Here is a 17,399-nt window from a genome sequence, read left to right as displayed (position 1 = left end):
ACTCATCTCCGCCTCATAGAGCAATGAGCTCAACACCCTCACCTCTTCATCATTCATCTTGGCTATCGTACAGTAGCCAAATGAAGACTCAATCACCTCTTTGGTATAGGCATCCCTGCGCAAATTCACATCATAAAATATGGTATTGAACGATCCTTTGGCCATGATGAAATCCATCGCTGCTTTGGATTCGGGGTTTCGCTGGGCGAGCGTACCGAAGTAAAACGCCCCATATTCACTCAGTTTGGCTGTATCTATACCGGACTGCTCGATGTAGTCATAGGCGACATCATTTCTGATGCGGTAGGTGGGCTGACCCTCCTCTAAAAACACCATCACCCGGCCGGTGAGGTGGCTATTTCGCTGCACAAAATCCTGACCCACGCCGAGTTTGATCATCTCCTCCACGGCCTGATCGCCAAGTTTATCTGTACCAACAGCTGTGACAATAGACGCCTCTCGACCACACTGCACCATATGTGCTGCGAAATTGACTGGCGCCCCGCCAAAGTGCTTCTCTCCTTCTATGAAGTCCCATAATACTTCCCCAAAGGCCAATACTTTCGTGTTTTCCATCTGCTAATTAGAGTTAATATTCGCCCTCCCGTGGGAGGGCGAAATGTTCTATTAAGGTGTTGTAACTTCAATATTTGTAAAGGTCACGTCGCTGTGATCTGCGAAGATGCCCCAGTTGGTACCCGGCGCCCGATAAATTCGCGAAGAAAGCGCCACCTCATCATTGATATACACGACCACCATTGAGTTTTCAATAACGATTCTCACTGAATAATCAACGCCTGGACTCAACGCAAAGGGCACATCATTGTCCGGAACCGTGCTAGTATCAAGGTTCGACCTATTGGTCTTGTCAAAACTGAACCTATTCTCCTGAGGGACAAACCTAAGACTGAACAGGTCATTCCAACCATCGCAGGCACCCACCATAAATCCAAAATCACGAGCTGACGAGACATAATTAACCGTGGCACTGATCTCATAACGCTCAGCCATCACAGGATCAAAAATGACATTAGCCATGTCATAATCTGCCGGGCTATAAAGCCTATAACTATGCGATCCTGCCTGTGTATTGGTCACATCTCCCCACTGGCTATTTTTAACTAAGCTATAAGCAGTGGTTTCCAGGTGGTTTTCCACTGTATGCGGTATCGTCACTGCCAAATCCCCATTGGCCTTCTGATATATCTTATGCACCACCAGATTGCCACCCCAGCCTGGGGCTCCTCCATCTGTGTGTCCAATATTGACGTGCGTCCAGCCCATCAGGTAGCGATCATAACCATCTGATACAGACTTTGCAGCATAAATTCCTTTTCCTTCAAACCGCTCAATTCCAGTGGGCTTGCTCCATGGTCCATTTGCCGACGAAGACTTGCGATAGTAGACATACTTGGTGTCGATATCCGAAAACAGCAAATAGTAAGTGCTGTTGATTTTAAACACCTCAGCGCATTCCATCATGAAATAATTGTCAGCTCCCCCGTCATAGAACACTCCGTCATACGTCCAATTCAGGAGATTTCCGGATGTATACTTAGCCAATACACCCTTCCAGGTTCCGTTTACATCCTTTCTGGCACTAATCAGCATTACGTATTCATTGTTTTGAGTATCCTCATATACGAAGGGATCTCTAAAATTATCCTGTTCATCAAAACCCAGCCCGGTAGGTGGGTATATGGTGCTAAAGTTCGCCTTCTTAGTAAATTGTTGATTTGGCCAGTTAGACGTAGCCAGCATCACTCCCTCCTTCTTACTCACACAGCTGGAAGGATAATTAGGATTGTGACCAGTGTAAAAAGCATAATACTTTCCACCTTTTTTGATGACACTCCCGGTTCCCACAGCGAAATCCTGATCACATCCCTGATCACTACTAGCCAGCAGTGCGTCAGTGCATGTTTCATCATACTCATAAAAATTAGTGGTCGTAAAGCCATACCAGGGATGACGTTCATTGGATGGATCATCCCAGATATCCTTCAGGTAATACACAAATATTTCGCCAGTACCTGGTTCGAAATAAGGCATTACATCTCCGATTCTGTATCCATCAGAGGTCATCGGAAAGATTTGATAATCTTCCTCTTCCGCCTGAGCAGTACAGTTTAATGAAGCTGATGTAACAGTCTCTGACTCACTCTCAGGTCCTCCGACTTTAGTTATATGAAGCTTATCACAGCCACTTACAACAGCCATCAGGGCCAAACTCATCATTTTAAGGGTTTTGTATCTCATTGGTTTATTGTTTGGTTACTCATTTGCATACACCTGCTCAACCAATCAACTTACTCAAATAGGCTCCTTCACCTCGATCTTTCTGTACTCAAATCTTGCCTCAATTTCAGCCTCTGATGTCATCATTTGCACTTGCTGTAATGGCGATCTGGTAAAAAATAAATCAGTCATATTTACTTCTCCATCATTGGCAAATACCTCGATAGATGACCGATCCAGGAAAATCGATAAGTTCCTGATCCCGTCCAATGATGCCTTGTGCTGCCTGGAGAACATTGTGGCCAGCGATACATTGCCACACTTAGACCTATCCACGATAAGTTCGTTATGGGATACACTCAAAAACAATGAGTCTTTATCCTCTGAGCTAAAAACCAATTCAAACTTCCCTTCCATCGATTCGATTTGTAAATCCAGTTGGTACGCTTCATTTGTTCGCATTCCCTTTTCCAACTCCGTCAAATCTCCACTTGTGTTGAGCACACCAATATGGTCCAACTCCCTGATAGGCACCATGGCCAATACATGATCATTCTCTTTTCTCCTCAGGCTTACTTCTCGTGGGATCGTCATCATATTTCTTCTGTTCACAAGGCTTACCTTGTTGGCATATGCCCAATTGCTCATCCAACCAATGAACAGTTTTCGACCATCAGAATCCGGAATATTGCTCCATAATACCCCGGCATAGTTATCCGCTCCATAATCAATCCATTTGACCTCTTTCTGATTAGTGGAAAATTCCCGACCATCAAACTCTCCAACAAAATATTGGGTACCAGAGCCCCCCTGATATCCACCAGGATTGATGCTCACCAGCATCACCCACTTCCAGTTGCCTTGATCATCCTGAATCCTGAAGAGATCAGGACACTCCCAAACCCCACCATGAGCACCTTCGTCCTTCCCAAAATCGCTCTCATGTGTCCAGTCCAAGAGGTTTTTAGAGGAATAAATGCTCACGTGATCCTTTACCGCCAAGATCATTACCCACTTGTCAAACTCTTCCATCCAGGTCACTTTTGGATCACGAAAATCTTTAATGCCGGGGTTGCTTAACACTGGATTTCCTGCATATTTTTTCCAGGTGCGGCCACTATCGTGACTATAGGCCACGGCCTGATTCTGAAAAGTAATCGATCCCTCGAACTCCTCTTGCTGATTGCTATAGGTGAAAATGGAAACCAAAGCAGGGTTTAACTCAGAGCCAAATCCCGTGGTATTATCATAATCCACTACTGCACTGCCTGAAAAAATGAACCCAAGCGAATCGGGATAAAGCGCAATAGGCAAGTGCTCCCAATGAATCATATCTTGGGACACGGCATGTCCCCAATGCATAGGCCCCCAAACATTGCTATCAGGAAAATGCTGATAGAAGAGGTGATATTCTCCCGCGTAGTAGACCATGCCATTGGGGTCATTCATCCAATTGGATGGTGGCGTAAAGTGATACACAGATTGATAGCGGTCTTCTGCCGTTTGCTCGGGGTTCATGGCTTTCTGCTTAAACTGACAGGACTCCATCAGACAAAACAGCACGATTACTGCGTTAAGATATTTCATAGGTATAGTGTTTTGATTCATGATACCATTCGCTTTTAGGCAAAAGGTTGAAATCGTTTATTTCAGTAGAATGACGTACTCATCACCGACGAATAATGATTCTGTCGGAATAGTGCCTCCCATCACTTATGTACTTCACCAGATAAAGACCCGGACTCAAAGTATCTGGTATCAGCACTTGATTGGTACCCGTCGATTGTGTAAAAACGACCCTACCACCCAAATCACAAATCGATGTATTTTGAATATTATTCTTACCAAATGTTATATACTGCCCTGCACTCACCGGGTTTGGGTAAACCAGTGAATGACCACTGTCTACCTTAAGTGGGTCTTCCTTCACCTCTGGTCTCTGAACCTGATCAGGCGTCACCCCCCAGATAGAGGCAATATCCCAGGCTTCTAAGGACAATAACTCAGTTGGCCCATTTTCACTAAAAAGGGACAACCCTGTACTTAAAACATGGGTGAATGCCAGTGAGCTTATGGAAGTCTGATAATCATTAGCAAACACTTCTACCGATGCCTGATCAATGAAAATATGTAAATCAAGCACACTATCCTTAGGGAAATGAATAGGTGCCACTGACTTGCGCTTATAGGCAAAACTAAACGGCGTGCCTGATCGATCAAGCTCCAATGTGGATGCCGCTGCATCATAAGTAATTTTAACACCTTTATCATCATCCGATTGGGCGAGGGTTACCCCAAAAACCTGATCTCTGTTGCTGACTTTAAAGGACAGTTTCAGCTCATATACGTTCCACTCTGGTTGAAATACCGTGACCGGCACAACTCCATCCACCTGCTGATTTGTTATTGAATATTCGTTACTGCGGAGTCCTTTCAACTCCTCAATGGGCTGCTGAATCAGCTGAAACCCAAATTCATTTTTTACAAGACTCAATGCTCGTGGAATGGATTGATTTCCTTTCCATGGCCGAGTGGGCACATCCCGGGCATACGTCCAGTTGCCCATCCATGCCAGCCATACCTTGCGATCATCATCAAAGTCATAGTTTCTAAACGTCTTCCCGGCATAAAAATCATATCCCCAGTCAGCCCAGTTAGCATTTTCTGTTCTGGTATCATACAGCTCATCAGAAAATACAATGTGATCGATCAACACATGTCCCCATCCGCCTGTGGCCTCATCTACTATCTCAATATGCCCGGTCTTCCCGATAAATTCACTCACGGACACACCCCGCCATTGCATGATTTCAGTATTGCTGGAACTTGCTATCGACTGTACGACTTCTCCATCTACAACTAACCTGAAGCCCAATTCATTAGCTGAAGCGCCACCGCCTATTTGAAAATTGATAAACGGTCTACTAATTTCAAATTCTGGGGAAATGAGCTTCCCTGTAGACCCATCACCATTCAAAAAACTATTCACCAGACTGCTGCCTGTATATCCCATCACTTCCTGCTGATCAGTGAAGGTACCTGTAGCAGGATTACCTCCAAAAGATTCACCCTCCACAGTCCAGTCACCATATCCAGCTTCAAAATCCTCAAACACCTCTCCGCCAACATGACTACCAGTGAAGAAATTCTCCTCCGGGTCGATACTAAAAGTGGTGCCATCAAAATCTCCTACCCAAAACTGCATTCGGTTGGGCCCCATACCACATGTCATCACCCATTTAATGTTTTGGGGATCACCATTGAGTGGTAGCTCAAACAGATCTGGCACTTCCCATATTTCCTTACGAGCGCCATACCCTTCAAAAGTACTTTCGTAATCCCATGATTTGAGATCATCAGAAGTGTAGATCCGGATACCCCGATCTACAGGTTTCGTGATGACCATAATCCATTTATCCGTTTGCTCATGCCAAAACACTTGTGGATCCCTGAAATCTGGCTCATTACTTTCAATGACTGGATTGCCATCATAGTACTCAAATGATCCATGGTTGAGACTGGTAGAAATAGCCTGATGCTGGTAACCTGTGGCATCTTCGTGCAAGGTGTAAACAGCGATCATAGCAGTATCTTCAGCTGAATTGAATCCAGCAGTGTTCTCAATATCCATCACTACAGACCCAGACCAGTTTCCGAAACCAGAAGGTGTACCATGAAGTGCATTACTATTGATTTCTTCCCAATGAACCATGTCTTCAGAACGGAGGTGCCCCCACCAAAACAGGTGGTACTTGCCTCCAAATTTCATAGGCCCATTTGGGTCACCCATGAAACCATTGCGAGGAGATGCGTGATACTGAGGCCGATACATTTCCGTATACACATCCTGCGCACAGAGCTTGCCTACCACACTCATCAACATCAACAAACGTATAAATATCCTTGTCATAATTGGGATTTTAATGAAACAAGTAGCCGTGCCAGGCGGCACGGCCACTCTCAAAAATGTTTATTCTTCCAGGGCCTTATCAGCCAGATACAGCAAGCTGTTTTTTGTGAGAGAAGGAATATTATCATTGTTGCTAACATCACCTACATACCAGTCGTATGTACCGCCCAAAATGGCAATCACGGTTCCCTTATTACCACTTGCAGCCCATTCCACCATTTGAGGCTCATTTTGACCACAATTTTCTACCAAAATGAATGCTCCTGTCATTTCTTCAAAGGCCGCGCGACGATCATCCAACGGATCAGTATCACCATTTGGCGCCCAAGGCCCAAAGTTGAGGTTGTATTGGTTAGATCTGTTTTTCTTCTGAGTGCCCGACTCCAGGGTGATAAAAAATGGCGCAGCGCATCCTTCATCAGTACTCGTCACAATGCCGTTAAACAAAGGGCTAGAGGTTTCTCCTGCCCATCTTACTCCCCAGGCTCCGTCAGTAGCGCCTTCATCCACTGCCAACCCTCCAAAGGAATTGTTGGGAGCAAGGTCAGCGGAAGCCACTGCTCCAATTTCGTCTACCATTGCTCCAGCGAAGTTGCCCAAAAACAGGTTACCCCCTGCTTCGTAATAGGCCTTGATAGCAGCTACAAAATCGGCGGACAAAGTCTCACAAGGCGTATCAAACCCAATCCCTGATTCCATCAGCAGGCAGTGATTTGAATTGTTTGGAAACTGAGCGACTTCACCGCCCCACCAGCCTCCGTCAAACTGAATCCATACAGCATGATACCCACTAAGGTCGGCACCACCTGCCACATCTTCAATGGAGTGATAGGCCACCTCGGTAGTGGAAGAAGGCATACTCTCTGCAAACCACGTAGCTGCCTCCTGATCATCATTGAGATCAAAATCAGAGCCATCCAGGGCATCCCAGGAAGCTGCAGTATTCTCTGCCGCCACACCTACGAAAGCAATCTTCCTCAAATCCGCCTGTGAAATAGAAACCGTATACGCTACGGAAATGCTACCTGACTTGTCAGTGACAGTATAAACCACAGGTTCAGTAAAATCAACCGCCGAGCCAGACTCGGGACTTACACTCGCCCCCTCAGACACGGATACTACCGGAGTGACCGCTGTAATATCTGCTGCCGCCGGCAACTCCAGCGTAACCGTTTTATCTGCTTCATCAATAGATCCACTAATATCGTCTACCACGAAACTGATCATAAATGCGTCACCAGGGGTGACTTCCTCATCCTTACATGAGATTACCATCATAGTAGCTGCTGCCAAGAGCAAAGCCACCAAAAACTTCATATTTGTCTTCATCATCTTCATTTGTTCGTTAATTGGTTTGGTTATTTATCAGTTATATCCTTTGTTCTGTAGGTACCTGCCATTGCTCAGATTGATCTGCTGCTGCGGAATGGGCAAATACTCGTGTTTTCCTCCTTCAAACTGTGCGGATTGCAGGTATTCTCTTTTTGATTTTTCGGCACTGAAATACTCGTTGATTTCCTGAGCGGCTACTCCCCACCTTACCAAATCAAAGAATCGGTGTCCCTCCATGGCTAGTTCAAGGCGCCTCTCCCATCTGAGCGCCTGGCGAGCGAATGTCTGTGTCCAGGAAGAGCCATCATAAAGAGCCACATTGTAATTGGAAAGAGGTGCACCATTAGCATATTGGAGCAATTCGGTGCTATTAATGGCCCGTTGCCTGATTTGATTAATAATCGGCAATGCTTCCCCTTGTCTACCGAGTTCTATCAATGCTTCTGCTTTCCACAAGAGCACATCGGCGAACCTGATCAGAATGGTATTTTTAGAGCTGGACATAAATGGAGGAATCCGCTCAAAGCATTCACAATTGGGTGACACGTTTTCCTTTAGCGAGGAATAAGGACCATAAATGCCCGGCTGACGTGCCCACTCATCTTCAGTATAAATAATGGAAGTCTCATACTTCCAGGGCTTCTCAGGTTGTGCCACCGTGTGGTCCAACCGCGGATCAACAGTTTCTGAAGACAAATCCAAATCGTTCTCATTAAAAGCGTCAAACATCGGGAGTCCGGATTCATCTGTTTTGAAGCTATTAACCAAATTTTGACTCGGTATATGAAACCAGCAACAACCCAATTCGGTGCTCATAGGATTATTGAGCATAGATGAAAAATCAATATTCCCGGTGGTTGTGCCATCATCATGAGACCGCTGGATGGCCCAGACGGATTCGGTACCATTTTCAAATTCCCAGAGGAAAGGATTGGCAAAATCTGACTCCAGACTATATTGACCTGATCCGATTACCTCGTCCACCAGTGTGACCACTTCTTCCAGTTTTTCGGCATTGACGGCAACTACCTGATGGTCTTCATTTTGCTCATAGGCCTGATACAGGAGTACTTTAGCCAGATAAGCCTTGGCAGTAAACTTGTTGGGCCTGCCAGCATCTGTCTGACTTTCTGGCAAGCCACTAGCCGCTGCCCTAAACTCTGCAGCCACCAAATCCCATAGCTCCTGATCGGTATTAGCGGTATTGGAAATGGCCTCAATCTCTTCTACCGATGCCTGCTCATCTATCCATGGGATGTGCTTGAAAAGTATCTTGAGATCAAAATAGTAATGTCCCCGCAAAAACCTCATCTCAGCGATTCGCTGACTTTTCTTAGGATACGCAGTTTCATCCACATCCTGCAACCTTCTGAGGGCATTGTTTACTCTGGAAATAGCCGTGTATTGCCTTTCCCACTTTTTATTATCCAAGTCACCTAACACCGAGGGCGCATATGCACTCATATCCGGCTGGATGGTGGAAAAAACCTCCATGGCATGATAGATAGAAATATCAGCCGGTCCATCACCACCTTTGTAGGCATCTCCTGATCGAAGATCTCCCCATGGCCACAGCATATTGGGCACGGTATAATGATCGTTGCCCAGCATAGCGTATGCCGCGATCACCAGTCCATCGATATTTTCCGGTGAATTGAGGGCTTCATCGCCTATCACTCCCTGGGGGCTTACTTCGAGAAAATCACTACATGAAATGCCAGTAATGGCAACCAGTAGTATGAGAAGGTATCTTTGTATCAATTTCATCTCTTATTTGATTAAGGTGTTTTTGTTAAAATCCTAGACTTAAACCAGCGGTATAAATGGTCGGAATTGGAAATGCATAATTTGGGTTTTCTGGATCCGGTGCAGTAAAGCCTTTGCTCTTGAAGGAGAGTAGGTTTTGACCCTGCACAAATACTCTCGCCTTTCTCATTCCAAGCCGATCTAGTGTCGATTGTGGCAAACTGTAGCCTATCTGTAGGTTTCGAAGTTTCAGGTAGGAGGCGTTTTCTATGAAATAGGTGGACACTCTACCTTCGTTATTATTGTCGACTATGGTAAGTCTGGGAATGTCAGAGTCTTGATTGGTAGGAGACCATGCATCCAGTGTGCGCTCCCCCCAGTTGGTACCGGGCCACAAGGAGGCAAAATCCGTATAGGTCTTATAGCTATTGTAATACTCTATTCCGGTGACACCCTGTGCAAATACGGTGAATGAAAAGTTGCCGTATGTCGCATTGATATTGAGCCCATAGGATAAAGCAGGATCAGCTACCCCAATGAACGTTTGATCCTCATTGTTAATCACATTGTCTCCATTCAGGTCTTTGTAACGAATCCGGCCTAACCCTTTTCCAGGCTGACTGGCATGACTGTCCACCTCTCCCTGAGTCTGAAACAGCCCATCGGCTACATATCCATAGATAGAATTGACAGAGCGTCCTACCAACGTCTCACCCAAAAGCTCTATTTTGGCATCGTTTGGTACTGCCCCGCTCAGCGGGGTACGAATAAACAAGCTCTCGGGCATGCTCACCACCTCATTGGTCAGTGAAGCCACATTACCAGACACATCAAAAGCCAGCTTTCCTATATGATCTTCATAAGTAAGGATAGCTTCTAAACCTTGATTTCTGATGGTGCCGCCATTTACAAACTGTCCGCTTGCTTCACCCACAGCTGACAAAAGGGTGCGGAAATAAAGAATATCGCTCGTCTCTTTGATGAAATAATCCACTGATCCTGAGAACTTTCGCAAGACATAATCCATTCCAAAATCCCACTGTGTGGTCGTCTCCCACTTAAGGTTGTCATTGGCTTGCTGATTGGTGATATAACCAGAAGGAAGCTCTCCCATGTCAGCTCCGGCTATGTCATAGGCCGTGCCCAGCGCCGGTCTGTAGCTTGGAGGATTTGGATTATCCCAAATAGCGTCTTCTTTTCCGTAGACAGGTCTGTAAATATTATACACCGCCAATGGATCGATCTCCTGGTTACCATTTTGCCCCCAACTAGCCCGTAGTTTTATATCTACAGGAGTGGCTATTAAACTTTTGAAAAACTCCTCGTTACTGAGTCTCCACCCAACAGATGCTGCGGGAAAATTCCCATACCGGTTATTAGCTCCAAACCGTGATGATCCATCTCGTCTGATAGTGAATGATGCGAGGTATTTATCCTGAAGGCTGTAATCAAACTTACCAAAGAAAGACATCAGGGCCCACCGGTTTCCACCTCCACTATTCAATTGGTTCTCTGCACCAGCGCCCAGATAAGCGTAATTTGGATCTTCACTTATATAGCCTTCCCTTGAGGCGTTGAACCATTCCTGAGCGTATGTGATCTGCTCCGTTCCGGCCAGAAACTTCAACGATTGATTCTGTAGGTTTAGGTCATATGTAGCTGTGTTGGTCCAGATCCAGTTGCCACCGATACTGGTGTTATTGGCCACCATATTGTCCGGCTCGGACAAGAATCCCGAAACGTATCTTTTCCTAATTGATCGATTATAAAACAAGCTATAGTCAACCCCAAAGTTCGTTTTGAACTGTAAGTTTTTTACTGGATTGATCGCTACATAGGCATTGCCAAAGGGCCTCACAAACTTGTAGCGGTTTTGCTTATTGTCTTCGATTAGCCGGACAGGATTTTGACGGTCTGTCATTCCGGACACGGGGCCTCCCCAACCTCCTGCTTCGGTATGTACTGGCACAATCGGGTGCTGTACAAGTGAGGTAAATAATATCTCCCCGGCATTGATCTGAGTTTCTTCCTGATAGGTGACCTGGAAATTTTCCCCAACAGTGATCAGATCATTCAGGAAACTAAAACTCGAATTGAATCGAGTATTTATCCGCTCGAAATTTGATTCCTTTATGGTCCCGTCGTTATCGAAATACCCCACGGAAAACATCATGTTTCCATTCTCTGATCCTTTGGAAATCCTGAGGTTATAAGATTGAATCACTGATGGTTGAGAAACCTCATCAAACCAGTCCGTATCGGCCGGGCGCATGGTCTGTTTGGCATCCAGGTACTCATTGTAGGTAATACCCCCAAGTGCTGGATTGTTGAGGTCTCCATTCCAGGAGTAGTTATAGATGGGGCTCGTAGGCTTAAGACCCGCGTTGACAGAGGCTTGCCAAAAGACCTTGCCTCGCTGATAGGTATTGAGTGGGTTCAGCTTAGTAGTATACTGCTGTAGTGACCATGAAGCATCAAAATCGATCTGAGCTTCTTTGCTTTTCCCTCTTTTGGTGGTAATGACGATCACGCCATTAGCCGCCCGTGCCCCATAGATACTGGCTGAAGCGGCATCCTTAAGCACCTGAATAGATGCGATATCAGCTGGATTAATTTCGTGCATTCCGGCTTTGGAGGGCACTCCGTCTATGATATATAAGGGATCATTGTTGTTGAGTGTGCCATTCCCCCTAATTCTAACAGTAGCTCCTGAACCAGGCGAACCATCAGACGTAATAGAGACGCCTGGCACTCGCCCTTGTATATTTTTCATGATATTTCCCGGTGGGAGGTCCTTCACTTCCTCGAGATCAACCACTGCCACGGATCCGGTCAGGTCCTTCCTCCTTTCACTGGTATAGCCCACGACCACCACTTCCTCCAGGGCTGTCACATCAAACCCAAGCGTCAGATTAATGACGGAGCGATCGCCTACCTTCACCTCCTTTGGCTCGTAGCCAATAAATGAAACCACTAATATATCGGCTTCAGAGGCCTCTAATTGAAAGGTACCATTGACATCCGTAATCGTTCCGCTGGAGGTTCCTTTTATCTGCACTGATGCCCCAGGCAAACCCTCTCCGGTTTCCTCATCGGTGATGGTACCCGATATTATCTTCTGTTGGGCACTAGCCAGCATACCCGTCAGTAATAATAAAAATGTCAAAATCTTCTTCATCATTTAGTTGTTAAGGTTTAATGAATGTTGTGCGGATGACACAGCTACTGTTTCGTCTCCTGCTTCTATTTCTTCAAGTGATTTCCCTTTGGTTTCAGGCATGGCCTTCCAAACAAATAATAATTGGAGTATCATCATTGAAGTGAAAATCAAGAAGGTATTAGATGGTCCTATGTGTTTGGTGATGTATGGGAAGATCAGTGCCACAGCTGCTGCAAGTATCCAATGGGTAAAGCTGCCTAAAGCCTGACCTGCAGCACGCACCTTATTGGGGAATATCTCTGAAATGAATACCCAGATAACCGCCCCTTGAGAAAAAGCAAAAAAGGCGATATAAATAAAGAAATAGATAGAAATACTCCCGAAATCTCTGATGTAGAACGACCAGGATATTAACCCCAATGTGATAATAAGGCCGAAAGATCCTACGAGCATGAGAAAACGCCTCCCAAACCGATCAATAAATGCCAGAGCCAGTAACGTAAAGCAGAAGTTAACCACCCCAATCCCAATCGTGGAGATCAAGGAGCCAGACTTGCCCATCTCGGCCATCTCAAATATTCGAGGAGCGTAGTAAATGATGGCATTGATACCTGACAGCTGATTGAAAAACGCAAAACACACGACCAGAAATATTTGGGTCTTATACTTGGCGTTCCATAGCGATTGTCTTTCCTCTTTACCTACGGATGAATTTAATATGGAATTGATCTCTGCCTCTACCAGATGGTGGTCGCGAATGGATAGTAATATATCTCGAGCCTCGTCCACCTTGCCTTGCTTCACGATTAGCCAACGTGGACTTTTCGGAACAAAAAGCACCGCAAACAGGAAGATCAGTGCCGGAATCGCTTCTACCCCAAGCATCCATCGCCAGGCCATTTCACCCATATCTGCCAACCCGTAGTTAGATAGATAGGCGATCAGTATGCCAAAAACGATATTGAACTGAAAGAGCGCCACCAACTTCCCCCTGGATCTGGCGGGAGCGATCTCTGAGATATACAGGGGAGCCGTCACCGAGCTCACGCCCACACCTATCCCTCCCATAAATCTAAAAAACAAAAAGAGGTTCCAATCAGTCGCTAATGCCGAGCCTACCGCCGAAATCCAGTACAGCACGGCAATCCAAAACAATGAATACTTACGACCCAGCCGCTCTGAGGGTATACCACCGAACAACGCACCTATCACAGTACCTATTAATGCTATAGAGACTGTAAAGCCATGCTGAATAGCAGTAAGCCCCCATATGCGCTGAACTTCCTGCTCAGCTCCTGATATTACGGCTGTATCAAACCCAAAGAGAAATCCGCCCAGAGCAACTACTATAGCATAGGTAAGAATACGTACATCGTTCTTCTCAAAAACTTTCATGCTAGCAAGTTATGAGATGAGTATCCTGCCGGTTGTCAGAAATGTTTCAACAAATTACAAATTCGTTAACTCAAATAGATTTATTTGATAAAAGCTCATTAAAGTGGCTTTTGAGGTGATTTAAATTACACAAATCACAATTTGACAATTTAGTTTTTGTATCAAATTTTAGAATTTGTATCAAAAACCGCCTCAATCAAGAACGAACTTTGTCATGAATGGGCTTAGCCACCAACAAGGGGTTAATAGATTCTGTAGAAAAGCGACAGTATTTTTAAGAGTTTGCCCGATTTTGACGGTATTCGCTCGGCGAGATATCAAACTTTGATTTGAAAGTAGACGAAAAATAAGATGGAGATGAAAAGCCTACCTCATAGCAAATTTCACCAATACTTTTATCTGTAGTACTTAAGAGGTATTTGGCCTTTTTCAAACGCACAGTAGTGATATAATCATTCACACTGTAGCCCAGCATAGCTTTCACTTTTCTGTACAGTTGAATCCGAGAAAGCCCCAGAGATTCGCAAATCACATTTACATCGAGTGATTGATCGGCAATGTTTTGCTCAACCACCGCAGTAAAATCATTGACAAACTTCTTGTTGAGCTTACCCTCACTCCGCTGAGACTGATCTGAGGGTATTTCGTGGAGGTAATGCTCACGCAATTTCGCCCTATTGGCCAATGTGGTTTTGATTCGCTCTGACAAGAACCTGAAACTAAATGGTTTGGTGATGTAATCATCGGCACCCTCTCTTACACCCTCTACCCGCTCCTCCTCAGAGCTACTGGCCGTCATGATGATAAAGGGGATGTGAGCTGTACGAACATCGGATTTCATCTTGGCCAGTATATCACGGCCTCCCAGCTTGGGCAGCATCAAATCACTCAGAATCAAATCAGGAATCTGCTCTTTGGCAAGTGTCACACCAGCCTCCCCATCTTTGGCCCATAGCACCTTGTAGGATTCAGCCAGTTTTCGCTTTAAAAAAGCAGCCAGCTCTTGATTGTCCTCAATAATCAAAACGGTAAACTCATGATCAGCCATAGATGCTTCCACCCCATCTTCATATCCAAAACCATCTTCGATCTCATGGTCATTGACCAACTGATCCCCATCACTACTCAACTGCTCTTCACTGAAGTGTGAATCTCCCATTTTCAACCTTACTTCGAAAGTAGTCCCAACATCCTTCTGACTCGAAATCTCAATAGTACCATCATGCATCGCTATCAATTCTCTCGAAAGTGCAAGCCCTAATCCGGTTCCGTCGGCTCTTGAGTCATCTCCCTGATAGTACCGATCAAATGCCCTGGCCCGCTGATCCTTACTCATACCCATTCCGGTATCGGTAAGCTGTATGACCACTTCATTTTTTTCAGGCACTGGCAACAATATCACTTTTATGGTGCCTCCCGGAGGTGTAAATTTGAAAGCGTTTGACAGGAGATTGAAAAACACTTTATCGATCATGGTTTTATCTACCCAGAGATCAATCCGATCTTCCCGACTGTCAAATATCAAGGTATAACGACCCTTCTTAGCCAGGTTTCTGAAGGAATCAGTAATCTCCTTTAGAAACCCCACCAACTCCGTCTTTGATGCCCGGACTTTCATCCGTCCATTTTCTATCTTTTGAAAGTCCATCAGCTGATTGACTAGCCCGGTCAAACGCCTGACATTTCTTTGGGCAAGCTCCAGATCCTTTTTCATAAAACCCGTGAGGGTGTTGCTGCTGTGGAGTTCATCCAAAGGTCCCTGAATCAGAGTGAGGGGTGTTTTCAATTCGTGAGAGATGTTGGCGAAAAACTGTATTTTGCTTTGATTGGCTTTGTTCACCTGCTGGGACATCTCCATCACCTCCGCTTTTTGTCTGGACACCTCCTCGTTTCTTTTCTTTAAGCTCTTGTTAATCTCTCTTCTTTCTCTTAGGAGCTTCAGGGTAAAGGCAAAAGACAAGGCACTGATCACAAATAACACTGCAATGACATACAAAATGTATTGCTGATTCTTATAGACCACCCTTTGCTGGTCAATTCTCTCCGCCAGTCGATTAATATCAGACTCATGCGCCAGTATTTTATTGGTCTGCATACGCATGACATGCACATTGGAACTATCTATAACAGTAGTGACCAACTCGTTATCTTTATTGTACGGCCTACCATGTAAAATATCGGAAGCGATCTGAATGGCCACATCTCCACCGGTAGGGTACAGTAGTGAGGCCTTCAATATGCCTGATGTCACATAATCAATCCCCCCGCCGGGCCCAGAGAGCGCATCCACTCCGATTATCTCCAGTGATCCGCCGGGAGATAACTCCCGATAGCTCTCATAAGCAGCATAAGCCATGATATCATTATGGGCAAAAGCCAGATCAAATGAATTACCGCCTTGCATAAGTTCAACAAAGCGCTTTCGGGCAGTCTCCTCTCCGCCCCACTCACCTTCTATTTCTGTCACCTCTATTTGAGGAAAGGCCTTTATCTGGTCACGAAACCCATTGTGTCTCTCTATAAAGGGCGTGGAACCCTTCAATCCCTTGATTTCCAATACTTTTCCTTGCCCATCCAATAGGCTGGCAATGTAGGTCGCTGCTATTTTACCAATCTTATAATTATTAGCTCCTACATAAGCTGTGTAGAAATTTGAGTTGGTCTTTCGATCAATTAGTATAACAGGGATTCCGCTCCTATACGCCTGATCAACGCTGCGGGTCACGGGCTCTGCCTCATTGGGAGAGATAATGAGCAAATCCACACCCATTTCCACAAGTTCATTAATGTGCTTATTTTGAGCATCATTGTCTCCCTGAGCATCCTTGATCACCAATTGCATGTCTCCATGAAACGAAAGCTCTCTTTGCATTTCAGATTGCATAGTCTTTCTCCAGCTATCAAACGAGGTACATTGGGAAAAGCCAACGAGATATTTTTTATCCGTGATCTGTGGCTTGCATGCCCACAAAAGCGCTGAAAGCAAAAAGACTATCGTCTGAAAAGAATACTTCAAGTATTTGAATAGTTAAGGCGTCACAAAGATGCTATTTATGGGGCATCCCATTTTGAAAAAACATTAAAAATATCATTTTTTCAGAATCATCAAACAGGATCACCCAATATACCACTTTAGTGAATTCACATAGATATCGGTGAACACCGAGTCAAATGCCTATCCTCAACCCGCACTCAATATCTCAATTTTTCGCCTGAATTTCTCCGGATAGATCGGAATAGCACCGCTTTCGGATACCACAAAGCCACCAACCATGTTGCCAATGCGCGCTGATTTTCTCGCATCACGGGTACGGAGGTAGGTATTGAGAAAGGCCGCACAAAATGCATCTCCTGCACCCACACTATCCTTCACAAGCATCATTTTAGCACTTACCTTGTAGTGCTCGCTACGGGTGCGGATCACACAACCCTGCCCCCCACCAGTGATAATCAGCAAATCGATGTTTGGATAATCCGCAAGAAGCCGAACCGTGAAATCGTCCTGACTCATCTCCGCCTCATAGAGCAATGAGCTCAACACCCTCACCTCTTCATCATTCATCTTGGCTATCGTACAGTAGCCAAATGAAGACTCAATCACCTCTTTGGTATAGGCAT

The 17,399-nt window shown here is 45.2% G+C and carries 10 protein-coding genes; all 10 read right to left on the bottom strand.

Features of this window, described 5'->3' with window-relative positions:
* A partial coding sequence (locus ACHKAR_RS00455; RefSeq protein ID WP_395415724.1) for a PfkB family carbohydrate kinase occupies window positions 1-576 on the bottom strand: 576 nt, incomplete at its 3' end.
* 51 nt (window positions 577-627) lie between these two features.
* Window positions 628-2,259 (bottom strand): GH32 C-terminal domain-containing protein, encoded by a 1,632-nt coding sequence (locus ACHKAR_RS00450; RefSeq protein ID WP_395415723.1) that lies wholly within the window; start codon window positions 2,257-2,259, stop codon window positions 628-630.
* Between the two features lie 54 nt (window positions 2,260-2,313).
* The gene (locus ACHKAR_RS00445; RefSeq protein ID WP_395415722.1) at window positions 2,314-3,825 is read right to left on the bottom strand and encodes a glycoside hydrolase family 32 protein; all 1,512 of its coding nucleotides are present in this window, start codon (window positions 3,823-3,825) and stop codon (window positions 2,314-2,316) included.
* A gap of 82 nt (window positions 3,826-3,907) precedes the next feature.
* Window positions 3,908-6,148, bottom strand: a complete 2,241-nt coding sequence (locus ACHKAR_RS00440; protein ID WP_395415721.1) for a GH32 C-terminal domain-containing protein — start codon at window positions 6,146-6,148, stop codon at window positions 3,908-3,910.
* Between the two features lie 60 nt (window positions 6,149-6,208).
* A complete protein-coding gene (locus tag ACHKAR_RS00435) occupies window positions 6,209-7,480 on the bottom strand; it encodes a DUF4960 domain-containing protein (RefSeq protein WP_395415720.1) in 1,272 nt (423 codons plus the stop codon).
* Between the two features lie 33 nt (window positions 7,481-7,513).
* Window positions 7,514-9,247, bottom strand: coding sequence for a RagB/SusD family nutrient uptake outer membrane protein (locus ACHKAR_RS00430; protein WP_395415719.1), 1,734 nt, complete (start codon window positions 9,245-9,247; stop codon window positions 7,514-7,516).
* Between the two features lie 25 nt (window positions 9,248-9,272).
* Window positions 9,273-12,407 (bottom strand): SusC/RagA family TonB-linked outer membrane protein, encoded by a 3,135-nt coding sequence (locus tag ACHKAR_RS00425; RefSeq protein ID WP_395415718.1) that lies wholly within the window; start codon window positions 12,405-12,407, stop codon window positions 9,273-9,275.
* The gene (locus ACHKAR_RS00420; RefSeq protein ID WP_395415717.1) at window positions 12,408-13,781 is read right to left on the bottom strand and encodes a sugar porter family MFS transporter; all 1,374 of its coding nucleotides are present in this window, start codon (window positions 13,779-13,781) and stop codon (window positions 12,408-12,410) included.
* A gap of 274 nt (window positions 13,782-14,055) precedes the next feature.
* Window positions 14,056-16,752, bottom strand: a complete 2,697-nt coding sequence (locus tag ACHKAR_RS00415; protein WP_395415725.1) for a hybrid sensor histidine kinase/response regulator transcription factor — start codon at window positions 16,750-16,752, stop codon at window positions 14,056-14,058.
* Between the two features lie 210 nt (window positions 16,753-16,962).
* Window positions 16,963-17,399 (bottom strand): carbohydrate kinase family protein (locus tag ACHKAR_RS00410; protein WP_395415716.1); only part of this gene is annotated, 437 nt, incomplete at its 5' end.

It is taken from the genome of Marinoscillum luteum (assembly GCF_044005705.1).
Taxonomy (GTDB): domain Bacteria; phylum Bacteroidota; class Bacteroidia; order Cytophagales; family Cyclobacteriaceae; genus Marinoscillum; species Marinoscillum luteum.
Note: the sequence above shows the minus strand (reverse complement) of the source record. Positions and strands in the feature narration are given on the sequence as shown.

Coding starts and splice junctions, on each gene's coding strand:
- ACHKAR_RS00420 (WP_395415717.1), bottom strand. CDS start 13,781: ATGAAAGTTTTTGAGAAGAACGATGTACGTATTCTTACCTATGCTATA.
- ACHKAR_RS00425 (WP_395415718.1), bottom strand. CDS start 12,407: ATGATGAAGAAGATTTTGACATTTTTATTATTACTGACGGGTATGCTG.
- ACHKAR_RS00430 (WP_395415719.1), bottom strand. CDS start 9,247: ATGAAATTGATACAAAGATACCTTCTCATACTACTGGTTGCCATTACT.
- ACHKAR_RS00445 (WP_395415722.1), bottom strand. CDS start 3,825: ATGAAATATCTTAACGCAGTAATCGTGCTGTTTTGTCTGATGGAGTCC.
- ACHKAR_RS00435 (WP_395415720.1), bottom strand. CDS start 7,480: ATGATGAAGACAAATATGAAGTTTTTGGTGGCTTTGCTCTTGGCAGCA.
- ACHKAR_RS00440 (WP_395415721.1), bottom strand. CDS start 6,148: ATGACAAGGATATTTATACGTTTGTTGATGTTGATGAGTGTGGTAGGC.
- ACHKAR_RS00450 (WP_395415723.1), bottom strand. CDS start 2,259: ATGAGATACAAAACCCTTAAAATGATGAGTTTGGCCCTGATGGCTGTT.